Genomic DNA, 21,906 nt, shown 5'->3' on the forward strand with positions numbered 1-21,906 from the left:
CGGGTTGGCGCGAGGTTCGCTAAGTAGCTTCGATTCGGGGCAAGTTGAACCAGACGGCGCTCTACGGTCGGCGGTAGCGACGTACCGAAAGTCAGGGAAAAGGGGAGCACCATGCGCACACTGCTCCGGCACCTGCTCGACGAGCGCGAGTGGCACGACTACGACGTGTTCTTGTCTCGTTTCCAGCAGGCGGCGCGGGAGCTTGCCGAGCGTGAGGGCCCTGAATCCCTGGCGCGGTTGGAGCCCCGGAAGCGGACCTTTCAGGGGTGGTACTACGGCGATCGCCAGCCCAACGTTGATGCGCGACGCGTCTTGGTACACCTGCTGGGCTGCACCATCAAGCAGCTGTGGACTCCGGCACCCGAAGACCTGGGAGCCCAGGAACCGGCCTTGCGGTTCGGTACGGCCGCTGCCCATGCCGAACTCGGCGTGGATCTGCACGAGATGAGAAGGACGGGCGCTATGGCCGCAAGGCGTGCAATGGATTTCGCCATGGGGGCGGAACGCGAGCAGGTGGGCGAGGACACCATCGGTTTCCTCGGTGACGAGGTGACCCGGCTGGCGGCGGCCTACCCCAAGGTCCCGCTGTCGGACATCTGGGACGACCTGGCGCTGAGCCAGGAGGAAGCCTTCCGGCTCCTGGAGAGCGGGCGTGCCCGGCCCTCTCAGTCCCGCGATCTGCTGTTCATGGCCGGCGCACTCAGCTTCATGATGGCCAAGGGTTCGCACGACATCGGGGACCCAAAGGCCGCCCTGATGCAGGCCCGTACGGCGAACTTTCTCGCCCGGCAGGCCGAGCACACCGGTCTGACCGCCTTGACCGACGGTCTCAAGTCCCTCATCTCCTACTGGGCCAACCGGCCCGAAGATGCCCTGCACTACGCCCAGCAAGGCGCAGCAACGGCCGATGTACTGCGGGGCACAGTGACGCCGTGGCTGTACGGACTTCAGGCCCGTGCTGCGGCCCTGCTGGGCGACGAGGACACTGTCCGAGCAGCCAATCAGCGGGCAGCCACCTTGCGTGAGCAGGTTGCGCCCGATGAGCTGGACGCACTTGGCGGACTCTTCACCTACCCCGAGGTCAAGCAGCGGTACTACGCCGTCGAGGCCGCCGTCCTACTGGGGCAGGGCGATGCTCGCGTCGCCAGCGCCGCTGAGGAGGCCGTGCGCGGATTCAGCGACCCTTCCGACCCCAACTGGGCCTTCGGAGACCAGGCCGGGGCCCAGTGCAACCTCGCTTTGGTGCGCCTCTTCGGCGAGGACCTCGACGGTGCCGCCGAAGCCGTCCGCCCCGTCCTGGACCTTGCACCCAGCCACCGAAACAGCGGCATCATCGTCTCGGCCGACCGCGTCCGAGCCGCCCTGGCCCGAGGCTCTGTCCGCGATGCGGTGGTAGCCCGCGACCTGCGCGCCGAGATCGAGATGTACCGTCCTGCGCGCCCTGCCCTGCGGAGTTGAGCGCAGGTAGAGTCCGCCACCATGTACCCGATCAGCCGATACAGCCCCCGCCTGGCGCTCCGTGAGCTCACCGTTGACGACGTGGATGCTGTGCACGCGATCTACGGCAACGCGGAAGCGACCGAGCACCTGTCCTTCGAGCCGCGCTCGCGTGACCAGGTGGGACAGATCGTCGCCCGGTCGATTGCAGCAGCCAGCAAGACTCCGCGCGACGAGTACGCGCTGGCCGTCGTCGAGCAGGAGACGGCCGGACTGATCGGGTTCGCCCGCCTTGCCCTTGACCCGCACCAGCCGCAGGGAGCCACGATCGGCTTCGCGCTGTGTCCTGACGCGTGGGGTGTCGGCTACGGGGTTGAAACGGTGCAGCTTCTGCTCGAAGTCGGCTTCGACGAGCTGGAGCTGCACCGCATCTGGGGCGCCCGCTCCCCGCTCAACTCCGCTTCGGCCAAGACGATGCTCACGGCTGGAATGCGCGAGGACTACACGATCCGCGAGCACATCCAAAAAGCTGGACAATGGCGCGACTCGGTCGTGCACACGATCCTTCGCCGCGAGTGGCAGCTCATCCAGCCGGTGGCGTAGCACGGCGCTGGCGAGTACTGCGTCGGCGGGCGGGGCCCTCACGCCTGGGCCTTCTGGATCTCAGGGACGACCAGTTCGATGAACCCGAATGATGCCCGAACCAGTCGACTTCCTGCCGGTACTCCTCGACGTGGGGTCTTTCCAGGCCGAGCGCATCGGCCCAGGCCCGGGGGAGCGGCCGCTGCACCGCCGGATGCTGGGCACCGACCACCGGCTCAGTACCCGCCAGGCACTCAGCGTCTTGTTACGGTCCCGCGGCAGCAGCAACCCGGCCAGGTGCTCACGGAACCCTCGCCGCCGTCCCAGATTGGAAAACAGGTCATCAAAACGGGAAGCGTAGTCCTCCAGCGGGCCCGGAGTGGGCGGACACAGCACACGAGCGGTCATCACAAGCCCCCCCCAGCGGCGAGGCAACACATCCCCTGCTACCCGGCATAGCGCCAGCCTGCCCCGCAGTCAACAAACCACCGCTAGAAGCTTTCCGTATACAACAAGGCGCATTTGGGATGTTTCGCTGTGACGGGGCCAACAGTTATCTACGCATGGCAGGCATATGCGGAAGGGTAGGTTCTGGTCGGCATCCATGGGTCGAGGGCAAGGAACTCTGCGTGAGCGCTACAGCTGGCATAGCCAGACCCCTCAACCGCCGCGCCCTCATCTCTCTGCTCCGACGGCTGAAAACGCCAGAGGGGCAGGCCGAGCCCTACGGCCTGCTGGGTGACCTGAGGGCTATGGGCGACGTCGTACGCGCCCCCTGGGGCGCGTACTTCGTCACCGGCTTCGACGCCTGCAGCCAGGTGTTACGCGGCCGCACCTGGCTGGCACCCGACTTCGCCTGGCAGGAGCGGCGGGCGGACGTCGGGCACTGGGATGCCCCCGCCACCCGGGAGATGACCAGGACGCTCGCTCGCCTCAACGCGCCCGAGCACACGTGCCAGCGGCGCAGTCTCGGGAATCTTTTCGACAGGTCCACCATCTCGGAGCTGACGCCCCAGGTGGAACGGGACGTCACCCGGCTCCTGGACGAGTTGGCCGACAAACTGCGCTGGGGCGAGGCCGACTTCGTCAGCACCATCAGCGAGCAGCTGCCGATCAGCACCATCGGCTCCTGGCTGAGCCTCCCACAGGGAGACTACGCGCGCATCTTGGACATCACGCACCGTCAGGTGCACGCCCAGGAGCTGATCCCCACCAAAAGCGAGCTCGATGTGTCCGCCGAGGCCACTGTCCAGCTCCGCGCGTACTTCACCGACCTGATCGAGCAACGCCGCGCGCAGCCCGGCGACGACGTGCTGTCCAAGTGGATACGGACCTGGGACGAACTGGAGCCGGACCGCGCGATGGCGGACGAGACGCTCTACCGGCTCGTCATGTTCGTCACCATCGCCAGCTTGGAGACCACCGCGACGCTGCTGTCGGCCATGGTGTGGCTTTTGTTGAGCGAGCCCGGCCGCTGGGCGTGGCTCGGGGAACATCCCGAGCACATCGACGCCGCCATCGACGAGGTGCTGCGCTACGACCCGCCCATCCATATCAACAGCCGTGTAGCCGGGGCCGACACCATCCTGGCGGGTGTCCCGATTGCCAAGGACTCCATGGTCCACGTCATGCACGGGGCCGCCAATCACGACCCACGGCGCAATCAGGACCCCGACGCCTTCAACATCCTGCGTGGCGGCGACCACCTCACCTTCGGGGGCGGCGCGCACTACTGCCTGGGCGCGGCACTCGCCCGGCTGGAGGCGCGCACCCTGCTGACCCAACTGCTTGAGCGTTTCCCCGACCTGCGTGCCGTCGCGCCACCCACGTACGCGTCCCGCATGGTCTTCCGGCGTGTGACCTCGCTGAACGTGACGTTGTGAGTCTCTCCCTTCCCGCCCCCCTGCCCCCCTACGGGCGGCCGAGCACGGTACGGACCATCGACGCAGGGTCGGTCCTCCATGTCGAACTGGACTCCCCCGCCACCGGCAATGCCGTCACCGAGGACATGCTGGACGACCTGTTGACAGTCCTGAGTTCACAGGACCCCGATGTCAGGGTGCTGGTGCTCAGCGGCGCCGGGGACGACTTCTGCCTGGGCGGGGACCGCAACGAGTTCGCCGACTGGCTCGACGAGAACCCCACCGGACGCGGCATCCGCATCGCCGGCGACAAAGCCCGCCGGGTCTGTGAGGCGATCTCCACCAACCGGGCCGTCACCATCGCCAGGGTGCAGGGAAAGGCCATCGGCGCTGGTCTGGCACTCGCTCTCGCCTGTGACCTGCGCGTCGGCGCCGACACCGCCGGATTCAGGCTGCCGGAGCTGGCACTCGGTCTGCCCACCGCCTGGGGCGGTGTGCTGCCGCGGCTGATCCACGAGGTCGGCGCCGCGCGGGCCCGCGAACTCATCCTCACCGGACGGTCCTTTGATGCCGCCGAGGCGTACGAACTGTCGATCCTGCAACGCGTCGTACCCGCTGACGCTCTCGACGACGCCGTGACCGCCTGGTCGAAGCCGATCGTCCGCCGCCCCGAGGCGGCCCTGCGCGTCACCAAGGCACTGCTCAACTCGTACGCCGCCGCGACCCGCCTCGCCGACCCGTCACTCCTGGACGCGGAGCTCATGGCCTCGGTCGCCGCAGCGACCCGCCGGACCCGCAACGCCGGCGGAACCGGCCCGGTGCCGATCCGGTAGTCCACCGTTAAGGCCCCTCGACCACTCTGCTCGTGACTTCGTCAGCGTGAACGGGGCCGAGACCGATACGAGCCGGCTCCGGGGCGACCTACCGTGCGTCGCAACGAGGTGCAGGTCAGCGACCGGGACGCAGTCGCCTCAACCTCCAGGATGGTCGATGGGGTGGTCGAGGAGAACAGCCTCCGAGAGGGCAAAGCCCTGGATGAGGGCCATGGCGTGCGGCTCGAGGGCGGTGACGATGGCTTCAGCCGCGTCGGGTAGTTGTCTAACCTGGTCCGCAGTCAGATGTCCTTCTGCGAGGAGGTCTCCACTGTGAGCGGCTACACGGCGCAGCGCGAAGTGACGGTGCATGAGCTGCAAGAGGTGCTGGGCGTCCGGGTCAATGGCATTGGCGGCGCCCGTGAGCAACGCTTGTGAGGCCCGGCGGTAGGCGTGAGCATCGACGAGGTCGAGCGCGGGGGTCACGGCGGCGTTCCATCTCTCGAAGACAGTGCCGGGCTTCGCCCTGTGCAGACGTGTGGTCGCGCGCTGGTGCCAGATGCGCTCGATATCCGCCAGGAGACCATGAAGGAAGAACGTGTCGGTGATGTCGTGTTCGTTAGACGCGCGCGTGCCGACGGGCTCGGGAGTGAAGTGCCCCAGCAGCGTCTCCCCGGCGGCCTTGACCCAGGTGGCCAGGTTATCGTCGTCCGCCGTGATCGTGCCGCCATTGGCCGCCAGCTGGAAGGCCAATGCGTGGTCGGGCCGCTCGCCGCACGCGGCCATCACGTCACGACTCCGCAAGATAATCCACCCCTTGGTAACAGTGACCAAGTGTCGCGCGTCCTCGCGGTCGAGGCTCGTCGCCCGCGACCACCGGCGCACGGCAGTGCGGTGCAGCAGCGTCGCTGCGTAGGTGGTCACGATGGCGTCGATGAGCGGGGCGTGATGGCTGCGGTGAGCGAAGAGAGGAACGCTGTCCTGATCGGCTACACCGACGGTGTGCTGGGTGTGGGCATGGTGCACGGCGAGGGCGACGGCGTGGCGGGTGACGCCGAGGCTGTAGGCACTCATGCAGAGTTTCCCGGTCGTCATGCGGCTGAGAGAGGGCAGGAACCGCTGGCGTGGACTGCTGATAGAGCTGGTGAAAACGCCTTCCGGTGAGAGGCGCCCGTGTCCGGACTGCAAGAGCGCGTCGTGGGGCAGGGGAACGTGGTCGAACGAAGTGAGGCGGTGATCAACCGAGCTAATTGTCTCAGGCAGGTGGCTTATCTCTACCCCTGGCAGGGGCTGTCCGGTGCCGTCGCTCAGCGGAGTGAGGAAGAGGAAGACTCCCTGGTCCTGTTCTTCTGCGATCAGGCGCGCCGCGACAATGCCCGTCTTGGGGCCACCGGTGGAGGACGTGTTCGCCAGGAACTTGGATGCTGCCGGCGTTGGCGTGTTCAGGATGAAGCCGCGCCGGACCCGGTCGTACGTGGCGGTAGTCCCCACTCGGGCAGCCTCGTTGTCATCCCCGACTTCCATACACAGGAAAGTGCCCGTACGCCGTAGCTCGGTGAAGTCTCGGAGGTCACGCTGTCCGTGCCCGTTGTGGTCGAGCAGGCTTCCCAGAAAGAGGTTGTAGTGGATGCTCGCCACGATTGCCATTCCCGCATCGGCGGGTGCCGCCCACTCGTGCAGAGCGGTGAGCGACTCCACGTCGGCCACAAACCTCTCGGGATTGTCGAGAGCATTGTTGACTAGACGCAGGCGCTCGTAGGACAACCCTGTGCGCTCCTGGGGCGTCAGCCCGTCTCGGACCCGAAACGGCTCGGTACTGAACAACTGGCGCCACGGTTCGTGGAGGTCTAACTGACCACCGAAGACAATCTTGGCGAGCGCTGCAGAGGTCGAGTCAGAGGGCAGTAGTGAGGTCACGCACTGGACGGTAGCCGGGCAATAGCGTCAGCGATCAGTCGGCTCAGGGTGACGATCAACACGATTGAGATCGTCTCAACGTGTCCGCTACCGGCAACAGGCCCTGGATCTGCGGGCACCGTCCCGGTCAGGCGTTTCGCGCGGGCGTCGCCGATCACGCGCATCCGCAGGATGTGATCGGCGCGGTGCGCCGGACTGGTCTCCGCAGGTCGCGCTCGAACTGGCCGCATGCTTTCCCCACGCCGTTGTCAGCACCGACGAGGAGGCGACCGCCTCCATCACGCGCCTGAGCGAGCAAGTTCCGAGCCGTGGTTTTCGCAAAGTTACTCCCCGGGCTTGCGTGTGCTGGTAGAGATGATGTCGATGCCGGGGCAGAGGCGTTGCCCGGGTGATGTGCCGCGCGCTCACGCCCGTTCCCTCGGGTCAATGCAACCGGCAAGTCACCTGTGGAGACAGCGCCGCACACCGTATCCTGCATCGGCCAGCTTATACAGACCATTTAGACGGTTTCATTTCGGAGCACACTTCCGTAGCGTCCAGATGGGGACGGCGAAGAGCCCCCTGGCTTTCAGAGCGGAGGCTCCGCCGATGGCTGGGGCAGTTCCATACGTGCAAGGCGGTCCGGGGCGAAGTCAAGGCTGGCGAGCATGCCTGGCACCACGATGCTGGGTAGGAACAGGCGCCACATCCGGGAGATGCGGTGATGCAGCCGGGTGCGGTTGTCGAACAGCTGCGAGGTCTGCTGGGTGCCGATAAATGCGCCAACCAGTGCCTCTGCTGCCTCGAGGGGTGTGACCGTGGGCAGTAGCTGGCCAGCTTCGCTGGCTTGCGTCAGCATGCCCTCGATGTGCGCCACCCAGATATGGACCGTTCCGTTGACGTCGAGGCCAGCGGCCAGGCCATCCGTGGTCAGTCGAGCACTCCCCCTGACCAGTGGATCGTTCTGCAGGCCTGCAGCGAAGAGGAAGGCCATGTCCACCACTTCCTGGATTTTGCACTCCCGAGGCGGGGCGCTCACCAGCGCCACCTGCGCGTCCAGCAGAGCCGTTCTCAGGTCCTCTTTGGAACGGAAGTGGTGGATGAGGGTGCCCCTGGCGATCCCGGCTTCATCCTGGATTTTCTGCAGCGTGGCGCCCGCGTAACCCTCATTGGCGAAGACCGTGCCAGCAGCTTCGAGGATCAGCCTGCGCGTATCTTGCGAGCGCCGCTGCACCCGCGGGCGGCGAGGGGGGATCTTGCTGGTCATGAATGCCTCTCTTTGTCACCCATCGGCCCGAAAGCTACCCTGCGCTCCGCGGTTCGGCCGAGCCTGGCCAACTCGACGACTATTGCGAAACCGACTGGATGGACTGTACCGTGAGCGCCTCGGCAACCGCGGGGTAACCGTACGTAATTCTAGAGCTGCTTGTGTGGAACAGATCGGGGGATTTGCTGTGTTGCCAGCCAGGCTCGACCAGCCATCCCGGTGGCAACTCTTTCGCGTCGCGTCTGCCGCCATCAACGCCGGAGCCTAGGCCGATCTGCAACGTCGACGGTGCGCGTTCCCCCATCGAGATGCTTACCCACGGGGTCTCCTACCTCCAGGTCCATGACTAAGGGCCCCAACCTGCACACTCCGATCAAAAAGTCGCCACATCTAGCCACGTCATAGCCATGGTGGCGCACCCTGCGCTCACCCTCTAGCCAGCATGCGCCCCAGCCGCGTCCACGCTAGCTGCTTGCAGCGCGTAAGGATTTCTAGCGGATCCCGCCTGATCCAGTGCTGCGGAGCACGCAGGGCGCCTGCCCGGTTCTCACCGGAGGCGCTCGACCTTGTGATCCGCGCCCCGTCGGCCAAGCGGTCGCGCCATCATCAAATTCCCTGTACTTACACGGAAAGGCCTGAGCCGCAGTGAACTCCAATGAACATAATGTACCGGCGGCTCGTAACGAGGTTGAGTTTCCTCTCTCGTTTGCCCAGCAGCGTCTCTGGTTCCTGAGCCAATTGGGCCTGAATCAACAGGAGTATCTGGTTCCCAGAGTGCTGCGGCTGCGGGGTGGTTTGGTTGTAGGGGCGTTGGAGGCGGCGTTCTCGGGGTTGGTGGCGCGGCATGAGGTGCTGCGGACGCGGTTCGTTATCGGTGCTGGTGGGGAGCCGGTTCAGGTAGTCGACGGGCCGGGTCCGGTGCGCGTACGTCATTTCGACTTGTCCGCGGTGCAGGACCCGGTGGCGCGTGAGGCTCAGGTGCGCGAGATGGTCGATGCGGAGGCGCTGCGACCATTCGACCTTGCCAAGGACGCGCTGTTGCGTGTGTCCTTGATTCGTGTCTCCGGCGAGGACCACGTCCTCGTCTTGGCCATGCACCACATCGTGTCCGACGGCTGGTCGATCGGCGTACTCACACGAGAGCTCGGCGAGCTGTACACCGCCGCCGTGGCGGGCCGTGATCCGCAGTTGCCGGAACTTCCTGTGCAGTACGCCGACTTCGCCGTGTGGCAGCGGGAGTGGTTGCAGGGCGAGGTCCTGGAGCGGCAGCTGGGCTATTGGCGCGACCAGCTCGCTGGCCTGGAACCCCTGGAACTGCCCACCGACTTTCCACGCCCGGTCGAGCGCACCGGCAATGGCTCCTCGTTCGAGTTCGACGTGCCCGACGCTCTGGTGACCCAGCTGCGCGCCCTCGCCAACAGCACCGGCACCTCCCTGTACATGGTGTTGCTGGCCGCGTTCGATGTCCTGCTCGCCAGGTACGGCCGGCGCGACGACGTGGCGGTTGGAACCCCCATCGCCGGCCGCAACCGCGCCGAGATCGAAGGCCTGATCGGATTCTTCGTCAACACACTCATCATCCGAAACGACCTCGCCAACAACCCCACCTTCGAAGACCTCCTGGCACGTGTCAAAGACACGACCCTCGCCGCCTACGACCACCAGGACTTGCCCTTCGAGCGGCTCGTGGAAGAACTCGCCCCCGAACGAGACCTCTCCCGCACCCCCCTCTTCCAAGTCATGTTCATCCTCCAGAACGCCGGCGAAGAGACCTGGGAATTCACCGCACTGGACGTGGAACCCAGTGTGCCGAGCGAGGTAGTGGCTACATTCGACTTGGTCCTGTCTGCACAGGAAGTCAGCGCTGGGTTGAAAGTCGAGTTGATGTACAGCACAGACCTGTTCGATGTCTCGTCCATGGAACGCCTGGCCGGGCACTACCGAAACATACTGGCGTCCGCAGTAGCCGAGCCCAAGACGCGACTCAGCGAACTGAAGATGCTGTCACAGGCGGAACAGCATCAGCTGGCCGTGGAATGGAACGACACAGCAGCGGAATTCCCTCAGGGCCTGTGCGTCCACCAGCTCGTCGAGGCACAGGTCGCCGCCCAGCCGGATGCGGTGGCAGTCGTCTTCGGCGACCAGGAACTCACCTACGCACAGCTGAACACACGAGCCAACCAACTGGCCCACCACCTTCGAAGCCTTGGAGTGGGGCCGGAAACCCTGGTGGGCGTCTGCCTGGAGCGCGGCCTGGACATAATCGTGTCCCTCCTCGCCGTCCTCAAAGCCGGCGGCGCCTACGTCCCCCTCGACCCCGACTACCCCACCGAACGCCTGGCCTTCATGCTGGCCGACACCGCCGCCCCCGTCCTCCTCACACAGCACAGCCTCCGCGACCGGCTGCCCACCGGGGCACACACCGTCGTCTGCGGGGACACCGACACCATCAGCACCCAGCCCCACACCAACCCCGACAACCACACCACCCCCGACAACCTTGTCTACGTCATCTACACCTCCGGATCAACCGGCACCCCCAAAGGCGTCATGACCGAACACCACTCCATGGCGAGGCAGGTGAATTATAACTGGATCGAACCCCTGACCTCTCAGGACTGCGTGGCGCAAATAGCCAGCTTCTCCTGGGATGTATGTGCGATGGAATGCTGGAGCGCTCTGACTTCAGGGGCGACACTTGCCATCTTCCTGCGGGACGAGATCCGCAACCCGTTCCTGCTCCGGGAGGTTACGCGCGCTCGTGGCGTAACGGCGATACAGTTGAGCTCATCCGTGTTTAACCATCACGTTTCGGCATGCCCGGACATCCTTGAGGGCATACGGTTCGGCAAGTACAGCGGTGAAAAGGTCACGCGAGCCGAAGCCGACTCCCTGATCAATAGCGTGCACGCACCTGAGTTCCTGATACAAGCCTATGGCCCGACGGAAAACTGGGGGGACACGACTCTCTTCCGAGTGCATCCTGAAAGCCCGAAAACCTTATCCATGCCGGTCGGCAGTTCTGCACCGAATACCGAGGTGTTCGTGGTGGACGATGCCGACGGGCTGGTGCCGATCGGAGTTCCCGGTGAGCTGCTGGTGGGTGGCGCCGGCGTGGCCCGGGGTTATCTGAACCGCCCGGAGCTGACCGCCGAGAAGTTCGTCGAGGTGGAGATCGCGGGCCAGACCCGCCGCGTCTACCGCACCGGCGACCTCGTCCGCTGGCTGCCCACCGGCGACCTGGAGTTCCTCGGCCGCATCGACGACCAGGTCAAGATACGCGGCATCCGCATCGAACTCGGCGAGATCGAATCACGACTGGCCGCCCACGAGGACGTAGCGCAGGTCGTGGTCACCGTTCGCGAAGATTCCCCCGGAGACAAGCGCCTGGGCGCCTACGTCGTACCACAACACGACACCCACCCGATGGCATCGACCCTGCGCCCCTGGTGTGCCACCACTCTGCCCGACTTCATGGTCCCCAGCGCCTTCATCATCCTGGAGGCACTGCCCCTCACCCCCAACGGCAAGGTCGACAGACGAGCCCTGCCCGCCCCCGACACTGACCGCCCCGACCTTGCCGCACACTACGTCGCACCCCGAAACGACACCGAAACCATCATCGCCGACATCTGGGCCCAAGTACTCGGCATCGACCAGGTCGGCATCCACGACAACTTCTTCGACCTCGGCGGACACTCCCTCCTCGCCACCCGAGTGGTTTCGCTTGTACGGCGAGACCTGCGACGGGAAGTCTCGGTGCGGGAGTTGTTCACCTCTCCCACCGTCGCGCAGCTGGTCCAGGCGATCGGCACGACCAACTCCGCCACAGACAGTGTGAGGCCGGTGCCGGTGCCGGTGCCGGTGCCTCGTACTGAGGGTGGGACACCACTGTCGTTTGCGCAGCAGCGCCTGTGGTTCCTCGAACAACTGGAGCTCGGTGTGAACCACCTGTCGTATGTCTTGCGGCTGCGGGGTGGTTTGGTTGTAGGGGCGTTGGAGGCGGCGTTCTCGGGGTTGGTGGCGCGGCATGAGGTGCTGCGGACGCGGTTCGTTATCGGTGCTGGTGGGGAGCCGGTTCAGGTAGTCGACGGGCCGGGTCCGGTGCGCGTACGTCATTTCGACTTGTCCGCGGTGCAGGACCCGGTGGCGCGTGAGGCTCAGGTGCGCGAGATGGTCGATGCGGAGGCGCTGCGACCATTCGACCTTGCCAAGGACGCGCTGTTGCGTGTGTCCTTGATTCGTGTCTCCGGCGAGGACCACGTCCTCGTCTTGGCCATGCACCACATCGTGTCCGACGGCTGGTCGATCGGCGTACTCACACGAGAGCTCGGCGAGCTGTACACCGCCGCCGTGGCGGGCCGTGATCCGCAGTTGCCGGAACTTCCTGTGCAGTACGCCGACTTCGCCGTGTGGCAGCGGGAGTGGTTGCAGGGCGAGGTCCTGGAGCGGCAGCTGGGCTATTGGCGCGACCAGCTCGCTGGCCTGGAACCCCTGGAACTGCCCACCGACTTTCCACGCCCGGTCGAGCGCACCGGCAATGGCTCCTCGTTCGAGTTCGACGTGCCCGACGCTCTGGTGACCCAGCTGCGCGCCCTCGCCAACAGCACCGGCACCTCCCTGTACATGGTGTTGCTGGCCGCGTTCGATGTCCTGCTCGCCAGGTACGGCCGGCGCGACGACGTGGCGGTTGGAACCCCCATCGCCGGCCGCAACCGCGCCGAGATCGAAGGCCTGATCGGATTCTTCGTCAACACACTCATCATCCGAAACGACCTCGCCAACAACCCCACCTTCGAAGACCTCCTGGCACGTGTCAAAGACACGACCCTCGCCGCCTACGACCACCAGGACTTGCCCTTCGAGCGGCTCGTGGAAGAACTCGCCCCCGAACGAGACCTCTCCCGCACCCCCCTCTTCCAAGTCATGTTCATCCTCCAGAACGCCGGCGAAGAGACCTGGGAATTCACCGCACTGGATATTGACTCCTACCCCAACGAGTTCAGGGTTTCCCAGTTCGACCTGACTCTTTCGGTTCACGAGACCGATGACGCGCTGAAAGCCAATCTGGTCTACAGCACAGACCTGTTCGATGTCTCGTCCATGGAACGCCTGGCCGGGCACTACCGAAACATACTGGCGTCCGCAGTAGCCGAGCCCAAGACGCGACTCAGCGAACTGAAGATGCTGTCACAGGCGGAACAGCATCAGCTGGCCGTGGAATGGAACGACACAGCAGCGGAATTCCCTCAGGGCCTGTGCGTCCACCAGCTCGTCGAGGCACAGGTCGCCGCCCAGCCGGATGCGGTGGCAGTCGTCTTCGGCGACCAGGAACTCACCTACGCACAGCTGAACACACGAGCCAACCAACTGGCCCACCACCTTCGAAGCCTTGGAGTGGGGCCGGAAACCCTGGTGGGCGTCTGCCTGGAGCGCGGCCTGGACATAATCGTGTCCCTCCTCGCCGTCCTCAAAGCCGGCGGCGCCTACGTCCCCCTCGACCCCGACTACCCCACCGAACGCCTGGCCTTCATGCTGGCCGACACCGCCGCCCCCGTCCTCCTCACACAGCACAGCCTCCGCGACCGGCTGCCCACCGGGGCACACACCGTCGTCTGCGGGGACACCGACACCATCAGCACCCAGCCCCACACCAACCCCGACAACCACACCACCCCCGACAACCTTGTCTACGTCATCTACACCTCCGGATCAACCGGCACCCCCAAAGGCGTCATGATCCGGCACGCTGGGGCCGCAAATATGGCCCAGGCGCTGAGGAAGGCACACCGGCTGCACAACGGGAGTCGGGTTCTGCAGTTCGCATCCTTCGCTTTCGACGCTTCAGCTGCCGAAATTTTCTCCAATCTCGGTGCAGGCGGAACCGTCATTCTCGCCCCGAGGACCCAGCTGATACCCGGAGGCAGCCTCGAGACCACCATCCGCAAATACGCCATCAACACGCTCACCCTCCCCCCTTCGGTTCAGGAGCAGGCCGATCTGAGTTTCCTGACGCAACTGGAAACGCTGATCGTCGCGGGCGAAGCATCGAATGCGCAGTCCTGGCTCGCATGGTCTCAGGGGCAGTTCCTGATCAATGGCTACGGCCCAACAGAGATAACCGTGTGTGCTACCACCTACGGCGCGAAGGAGGCTCCTGTTGGTGGTGTGCCGATCGGTCGTCCCATCGCGAATACCGAGGTGTTCGTGGTGGACGATGCCGACGGGCTGGTGCCGATCGGAGTTCCCGGTGAGCTGCTGGTGGGTGGCGCCGGCGTGGCCCGGGGTTATCTGAACCGCCCGGAGCTGACCGCCGAGAAGTTCGTCGAGGTGGAGATCGCGGGCCAGACCCGCCGCGTCTACCGCACCGGCGACCTCGTCCGCTGGCTGCCCACCGGCGACCTGGAGTTCCTCGGCCGCATCGACGACCAGGTCAAGATACGCGGCATCCGCATCGAACTCGGCGAGATCGAATCACGACTGGCCGCCCACGAGGACGTAGCGCAGGTCGTGGTCACCGTTCGCGAAGATTCCCCCGGAGACAAGCGCCTGGGCGCCTACGTCGTACCACAACACGACACCCACCCGATGGCATCGACCCTGCGCCCCTGGTGTGCCACCACTCTGCCCGACTTCATGGTCCCCAGCGCCTTCATCATCCTGGAGGCACTGCCCCTCACCCCCAACGGCAAGGTCGACAGACGAGCCCTGCCCGCCCCCGACACTGACCGCCCCGACCTTGCCGCACACTACGTCGCACCCCGAAACGACACCGAAACCATCATCGCCGACATCTGGGCCCAAGTACTCGGCATCGACCAGGTCGGCATCCACGACAACTTCTTCGACCTCGGCGGACACTCCCTCCTCCTGACACAGGTGCGGAGTCTTGTCACCGACAAATTGGGCGTGACGCTGCCAATGGTCGCATTGTTCCAGCACACCTCGGTGCGTGCCTTGTCGCGATATCTGTCTGACACCAGCACAGCAGAACTGGACACAACAGCGCTCGTACGCGCCCGGCGAAACGGCAGGGCACGACTGAGCCAACGGCGCAACCGCAGGTCCTCGAGGGGCGGCAAGTGATGAACAACGGCGAACAATTCGAGGAGAACCCTCCACACATCGCCGTCATCGGAATGGCGGGCCGCTTCCCGGAAGCGGAGGACCTGGACGGGTTCTGGAACAACCTTGCCAGGGGTGTGGAGTCGGTCAAGCCGGTGGACGTAGCCGACGATCTGTCGCACCAACCGGTGTTCGCCGCACTCATAGATCCCGACTGCTTTGATTCGGACTATTTCGGTTTCGCGCCACGAGAAGCGATGCTCATCGACCCGCAGCATCGACTCTTCATGGAGTGCGCGGTCGAGGCTCTCGAAGACGCGGGGGAAGACCCGTCTCGCTTCCCCGGGCCTATCGGCGTGTACGCAGGCAGCAGTCAGACGAGCCATCTCGAATCGCTGCGTGCTGTGCGGGAGCAGCTGGGAAACCCGAGTGAGATGCTGCTCGGCCTCGGGACTGGACTGAGCTTTCTGACCACTCGCGTCGCCTACCAACTGGGTCTTCGGGGCCCTGCCGTGACGGTTCAGACTGCGTGTTCCACTTCGCTGGTGGCTGTCCATCAAGCCGCACAGGCATTGCTGGCGGGTGATTGCGACATGGCTCTGGCCGGTGGCGCCAGCGTCCATCTGCCTACGCCCGTGACGGAGTACACCGAGGACGGCGCGATGTCGGGCGACGGACATTGTCGAGCATTCGACGCCGCCGCCAGTGGATCCGTGGCCGGTGACGCCGTGGGCATCGTTGTGCTCAAGCTTCTCGAGGACGCCATAGCGGACGGGAACACTATTCACGCTGTGCTGATCGGCACTGCGGTCAACAACGACGGCAGAGCCAAGATCGGCTTCACCGCCCCGAGTGTGTCGGGCCAGTCCGAGGTAATGCAGGCCGCGTTGAAGGTGGCGGAGGTCAGTCCGGACACCATTTCCTACGTCGAGACGCATGGCACGGGCACCCGATTGGGCGATCCCATCGAGGTGGCCGCGCTCACGGCGGCGTACGGACCCGGACAGACTGACGACCGACCGCAGGGTCCGGCCTGGATCGGTTCGCTCAAGACCAACGTTGGCCACAGCGATGCGGCTGCCGGGATCGCCGGCCTGATCAAGACGATTCTTGCCATGCGCCACCGCCAGATACCGCCGAGCCTCAACTTCGTGACGCCGAACCCGGAAATCGACTTTGAGAACTCCCCGTTCCGCGTGAACACCGTGTTGCGCGTGTGGAAGTCCGATGGCACCCCTCGCCGGGCAGCAGTGAACGCCCTCGGCATCGGCGGTACCAATGCGCACATCATTCTGGAAGAGGCGCCGCCAGTTCACCGTCACGAAGCGGCGAAGCGGTCCCAGCTCGTAGTGGTCTCGGCGAAATCCCGTCCGGGTCTTCTCGCCGCACGAGCTCGACTTGGAGAGCACCTCAAAAATCACCCCGACACCGATATGGCGGATGTTGCCTGGACCACTCAGGTGGGTCGGCCGGGCCATGCCTACCGTCAGGCATTCGTGGCCTCAAGCGCACCTGGCCTGGCGCTGAAGCTCGCAAGCGCGGATTCCACCGCCGTGATCGATCCTGTGAGCGGCGCTGAGCGTTCCGTAGCCATGGTGTTTCCCGGACATGGCGGACAAAAGCTGGGCATGGCACGCGAGCTTTATCTCAACGAAGGAGTCTTCAGGGAATCCTTCGATGAATGCGCGGCGGCATTCGCTCCCCACATCGGCGTGGACCTGGCTGACATCCTCTTCGACGAGGCTTCCGGGGGCGCTGAATCGAAGCTGGCCGAACTGCCGGTCAGTCACGCGGCGATCTTCAGCGTGGAATTGGCTCTCTGCGGGCTTTGGGAGTCGTGGGGGGTCGTGCCCGACGTAGTCGCTGGGCAGAGCCTCGGAAGTTACGCAGCAGCTTATGTCGCGGGAGTCTTCACGCTTCGCGATGCGGCAGCGGTGGTGACCTACCGGAGCCGGCTACTCGACACCCTTCCGAGTGGGGGAATGATCGCGGTTTCCATGGCGGAAGGGGAAGTGTCCAAGCTCTTGACCGAAGAGCTGTCGCTGGGCGCCGTGAACGGACCAGACCAGTGCGTGGTGTCCGGGCCGAAGGCCGCTATCGCCGATCTCACCGTGCGGCTGGAGCACAGCGAAACCAACGTTCGCCCACTGCACATCCCCGGCGCCGGTCACTCCTCGTTGGTGGACTCGATCACGGGTAGTTTCGCCGACTACATGCAGAGCATCGAGTTCAGGGAACCGGTCATCCCCTTCGTATCCGACAGTGACGGCCGACTCCTGGAGCCGCCGCGGGTGACAGACCCGAATTACTGGGTTGACCACATGCGGAAAACCGTTCGTTTCGGTGACGTCATCTCGACACTGCTCGATGCCGAGGACAGGACCGTCCTGGAAGTTGGGCCGGGGCGAAGCCTAACCACTTTGGCCCGTAGGCACCCGAAGGTCAGGAAAGACCACCTCGTGGTCTCGAGCTTGCCCCACCCCTCGGCTCCGTTGTCCGACCTGGAGCACATTCATGGCTCTGCGGGCTTCCTGTGGTGCGCCGGACATGACCTGGACTGGTACGGAGTCCACTCAGGAGCGGACAGGCGGCGTATTCCGCTGCCCACGTACCCGTTCCAGCGCACCAGGTTCCATCTGGATCCCACGGCAGAGAGGCCGGTGTCTATCGAGCGGGTCGCCGAGGAGGACATCGATCCCGGAGTAACGTTGGAGGCACCCGCCACGGCCACCGAAGCGGCCGTGGCACAGGTCTTCGAAGAATTGCTGGGAATCACCCAGCCGGCCAGGCAGCATGACTTCTTCAAGCTGGGCGGCGACTCCCTGCTGGCGACTCAGCTCACTTCCCGGTTGCGGGATCGGCTGTCCGCCCCCCTGTCGGTCCGGGAGGTCTTTCACGCATCCACGGTCGCCGAACTCGCCGAACTCGTCGAAACAAAGAAGGCCTCAGGAGCGTCCGAGCACACCAGCGCAACAGCCCCGGAGAGTGCGCAGCTGGTCCCAGTGCCGCGTGGTGATCAGGGGCTGCCCTTGTCCTTCGCGCAGCAGCGCCTGTGGTTCCTCGAACAACTGGGACTTGACGGGCTGGATCTCGCGATTCCTGGGGTTTGGCGGCTGCGGGGTGGTTTGGTTGTAGGGGCGTTGGAGGCGGCGTTCTCGGGGTTGGTGGCGCGGCATGAGGTGCTGCGGACGCGGTTCGTTATCGGTGCTGGTGGGGAGCCGGTTCAGGTAGTCGACGGGCCGGGTCCGGTGCGCGTACGTCATTTCGACTTGTCCGCGGTGCAGGACCCGGTGGCGCGTGAGGCTCAGGTGCGCGAGATGGTCGATGCGGAGGCGCTGCGACCATTCGACCTTGCCAAGGACGCGCTGTTGCGTGTGTCCTTGATTCGTGTCTCCGGCGAGGACCACGTCCTCGTCTTGGCCATGCACCACATCGTGTCCGACGGCTGGTCGATCGGCGTACTCACACGAGAGCTCGGCGAGCTGTACACCGCCGCCGTGGCGGGCCGTGATCCGCAGTTGCCGGAACTTCCTGTGCAGTACGCCGACTTCGCCGTGTGGCAGCGGGAGTGGTTGCAGGGCGAGGTCCTGGAGCGGCAGCTGGGCTATTGGCGCGACCAGCTCGCTGGCCTGGAACCCCTGGAACTGCCCACCGACTTTCCACGCCCGGTCGAGCGCACCGGCAATGGCTCCTCGTTCGAGTTCGACGTGCCCGACGCTCTGGTGACCCAGCTGCGCGCCCTCGCCAACAGCACCGGCACCTCCCTGTACATGGTGTTGCTGGCCGCGTTCGATGTCCTGCTCGCCAGGTACGGCCGGCGCGACGACGTGGCGGTTGGAACCCCCATCGCCGGCCGCAACCGCGCCGAGATCGAAGGCCTGATCGGATTCTTCGTCAACACACTCATCATCCGAAACGACCTCGCCAACAACCCCACCTTCGAAGACCTCCTGGCACGTGTCAAAGACACGACCCTCGCCGCCTACGACCACCAGGACTTGCCCTTCGAGCGGCTCGTGGAAGAACTCGCCCCCGAACGAGACCTCTCCCGCACCCCCCTCTTCCAAGTCATGTTCATCCTCCAGAACGCCGGCGAAGAGACCTGGGAATTCACCGCACTGGATATTGACTCCTACCCCAACGAGTTCAGGGTTTCCCAGTTCGACCTGACTCTTTCGGTTCACGAGACCGATGACGCGCTGAAAGCCAATCTGGTCTACAGCACAGACCTGTTCGATGTCTCGTCCATGGAACGCCTGGCCGGGCACTACCGAAACATACTGGCGTCCGCAGTAGCCGAGCCCAAGACGCGACTCAGCGAACTGAAGATGCTGTCACAGGCGGAACAGCATCAGCTGGCCGTGGAATGGAACGACACAGCAGCGGAATTCCCTCAGGGCCTGTGCGTCCACCAGCTCGTCGAGGCACAGGTCGCCGCCCAGCCGGATGCGGTGGCAGTCGTCTTCGGCGACCAGGAACTCACCTACGCACAGCTGAACACACGAGCCAACCAACTGGCCCACCACCTTCGAAGCCTTGGAGTGGGGCCGGAAACCCTGGTGGGCGTCTGCCTGGAGCGCGGCCTGGACATAATCGTGTCCCTCCTCGCCGTCCTCAAAGCCGGCGGCGCCTACGTCCCCCTCGACCCCGACTACCCCACCGAACGCCTGGCCTTCATGCTGGCCGACACCGCCGCCCCCGTCCTCCTCACACAGCACAGCCTCCGCGACCGGCTGCCCACCGGGGCACACACCGTCGTCTGCGGGGACACCGACACCATCAGCACCCAGCCCCACACCAACCCCGACAACCACACCACCCCCGACAACCTTGTCTACGTCATCTACACCTCCGGATCAACCGGCACCCCCAAAGGCGTCATGACCGAACACCGATCGCTCAGCGCTCAGGCTTGGGAGATGCGACGGCACTATCGCATCGAGCAAGGGGATGCATTCCTGCAGTTCGCTTCCATGACGTTCGACGTCGGCACGGAGAACGTGTTCACCACACTGCTGGCAGGCGGAAAGCTGGTGGTGCGTGCCACGGAGTGGACGCCTGAGCTGCTTGCCGACATGATCGCGCGGTACAAGATCGTCACCACGAACCTGCCTCCCGCGGTATGGGAGCAGATGTTCAGTTACCTCGAGCCTTCACGTCTGACATCGCTCCGGCAGCTGGTTCTCGGAGGAGAGGCACTCTCGGCGGCGCTTGTTTCCAAGTGGTTTCAGCGGTTCTCGGTTCCGCTCTGTAACGCTTACGGTCCGACGGAAACCACCGTCACCGCGACGACGGCGATCGTCAACTCTGCGCATGGTGGTGTGCCGATCGGTCGTCCCATCGCGAATACCGAGGTGTTCGTGGTGGACGATGCCGACGGGCTGGTGCCGATCGGAGTTCCCGGTGAGCTGCTGGTGGGTGGCGCCGGCGTGGCCCGGGGTTATCTGAACCGCCCGGAGCTGACCGCCGAGAAGTTCGTCGAGGTGGAGATCGCGGGCCAGACCCGCCGCGTCTACCGCACCGGCGACCTCGTCCGCTGGCTGCCCACCGGCGACCTGGAGTTCCTCGGCCGCATCGACGACCAGGTCAAGATACGCGGCATCCGCATCGAACTCGGCGAGATCGAATCACGACTGGCCGCCCACGAGGACGTAGCGCAGGTCGTGGTCACCGTTCGCGAAGATTCCCCCGGAGACAAGCGCCTGGGCGCCTACGTCGTACCACAACACGACACCCACCCGATGGCATCGACCCTGCGCCCCTGGTGTGCCACCACTCTGCCCGACTTCATGGTCCCCAGCGCCTTCATCATCCTGGAGGCACTGCCCCTCACCCCCAACGGCAAGGTCGACAGACGAGCCCTGCCCGCCCCCGACACTGACCGCCCCGACCTTGCCGCACACTACGTCGCACCCCGAAACGACACCGAAACCATCATCGCCGACATCTGGGCCCAAGTACTCGGCATCGACCAGGTCGGCATCCACGACAACTTCTTCGACCTCGGCGGACACTCCCTCCTCGCCACCCGAGTGGTAGTGGACGCCCGGGCACGGGGCTTCCAGCTTTCGCCCAAGGACATCCTGAAGACTCCGACAGTCGCCCGTCTCAGCGTCCGCTTGCGGACGCCCGTGGAGGTGTCAGTGGTGCCGGATCCGTCGGCGCCGGAGATCGTGCATTTGAACGAGCACGCGCCGGGCAGGCCGAGCCTGTTCTGGGTTCACGAGATCGGCGGCGGCACCGGTGCCTATGCCCACCTGGCGAATCAGCTCAACGGGCAGGTGAACGTGCTCGGTATCAATGCTCCGGCGGGCGGAACGGCTCTGGCTGGGGACATCACCGAGCAGGCCACTCGATACCTGGCGGCCATCCGCCAGGTGGAGCCCACCGGGCCGTACTTCCTGGCGGGTTGGTCGTTCGGCGGGCTGGTAGCACTGGAGATGGCCAGGCAGGCCAGGGTGTCGAACCTCGAGGTCGGAATGCTGGCTGTGGTCGACTCCGTGCTTCCCTCGGGGAGCTTGCGCAAGCGGATCAGCAAGGACGCCGAAGTCATCGACGGTCTCGTCGCCGACGTCGACAGCCTGAGAAGCCCGGATGAGCAGAACGGGATCAACCCGGATGCGCTGAGCGCGCTCCGTGAGGTCGGGGTGACCGACGACATCCTTCTGCTGGGCCACGACGCGGTGGAGTCCCATCTCAGGATCAGGAAGTCCCAGCTCCATGCGATGGCGGCGTTCGAGCCGCGCCCCGTCGATTCTGACCTTCGCCTGTACACCGCGACCGAAAACGGGTGGAAGGAATCCCTGGAATCCGTCTGGAGCCCGTTCGCCAACCAGATCAAAGTGATGGAGCTGGCAGGAGATCACTACTCCATCATGCGAATTCCGAGCGTCGGACTGATAGCCGATGACATCGCGATGCACATGGCGAATACCAGAAACTAGCGACTCGCCCACCCAGATCCTTGATATCGACACTGGAGGTT

8 protein-coding genes and 1 pseudogene are annotated in these 21,906 nt (G+C 65.0%); 6 read left to right on the top strand and 3 right to left on the bottom strand.

The annotated features are described in order from the left end of the window. Window positions 1-111 precede the first annotated feature (111 nt). Window positions 112-1,458 (top strand): NsdA family TPR-like regulatory protein, encoded by a 1,347-nt coding sequence (locus ABCR94_RS37420; protein WP_347125829.1) that lies wholly within the window; start codon window positions 112-114, stop codon window positions 1,456-1,458. 21 nt (window positions 1,459-1,479) lie between these two features. Next, window positions 1,480-2,040, top strand: a complete 561-nt coding sequence (locus tag ABCR94_RS37425; RefSeq protein WP_347125830.1) for a GNAT family N-acetyltransferase — start codon at window positions 1,480-1,482, stop codon at window positions 2,038-2,040. A 178-nt stretch (window positions 2,041-2,218) separates the two neighbouring features. Here the strand turns inward: ABCR94_RS37425 and ABCR94_RS39345 are convergent. Then, window positions 2,219-2,427: pseudogene (locus ABCR94_RS39345) on the bottom strand (IS701 family transposase); the annotation flags it as partial. 344 nt (window positions 2,428-2,771) lie between these two features. Between ABCR94_RS39345 and ABCR94_RS37430 the strand changes: the two are divergent. Together ABCR94_RS37430 and ABCR94_RS37435 are read left to right on the top strand one after the other, a co-directional pair. Beyond that, entirely contained in the window at window positions 2,772-3,902 is a 1,131-nt protein-coding gene (locus ABCR94_RS37430) for a cytochrome P450 (RefSeq protein WP_347124559.1), read from the top strand. Beyond that, window positions 3,899-4,714 (top strand): enoyl-CoA hydratase/isomerase family protein, encoded by an 816-nt coding sequence (locus ABCR94_RS37435; protein WP_347124463.1) that lies wholly within the window; start codon window positions 3,899-3,901, stop codon window positions 4,712-4,714. The genes ABCR94_RS37430 and ABCR94_RS37435 overlap by 4 nt, the downstream gene beginning before the upstream one ends. 138 nt (window positions 4,715-4,852) lie before the next feature. Here ABCR94_RS37435 and ABCR94_RS37440 read toward each other — a convergent pair whose 3' ends face one another. Continuing rightward, window positions 4,853-6,610, bottom strand: a complete 1,758-nt coding sequence (locus ABCR94_RS37440) for an acyl-CoA dehydrogenase (RefSeq protein WP_347125832.1) — start codon at window positions 6,608-6,610, stop codon at window positions 4,853-4,855. Window positions 6,611-7,178: 568 nt separating this feature from the next. Further along, on the bottom strand, window positions 7,179-7,856 hold the full coding sequence (locus ABCR94_RS37445; protein ID WP_347125833.1) for a ScbR family autoregulator-binding transcription factor: 678 nt from the start codon (window positions 7,854-7,856) through the stop codon (window positions 7,179-7,181). Window positions 7,857-8,501: 645 nt separating this feature from the next. Between ABCR94_RS37445 and ABCR94_RS37450 the strand changes: the two genes are divergently transcribed. Further along, complete coding sequence (locus ABCR94_RS37450; RefSeq protein ID WP_347125834.1) at window positions 8,502-14,942, top strand: non-ribosomal peptide synthetase; 6,441 nt, start codon at window positions 8,502-8,504, stop codon at window positions 14,940-14,942. Further along, on the top strand, window positions 14,942-21,865 hold the full coding sequence (locus ABCR94_RS37455) for a non-ribosomal peptide synthetase/type I polyketide synthase (RefSeq protein ID WP_347125835.1): 6,924 nt from the start codon (window positions 14,942-14,944) through the stop codon (window positions 21,863-21,865). The genes ABCR94_RS37450 and ABCR94_RS37455 overlap by 1 nt, the downstream gene beginning before the upstream one ends. The last annotated feature ends 41 nt before the right edge of the window (window positions 21,866-21,906 follow it).

It is taken from the genome of Streptomyces changchenzhani, assembly GCF_039766235.1.
Lineage (GTDB): Bacteria > Actinomycetota > Actinomycetes > Streptomycetales > Streptomycetaceae > Streptomyces.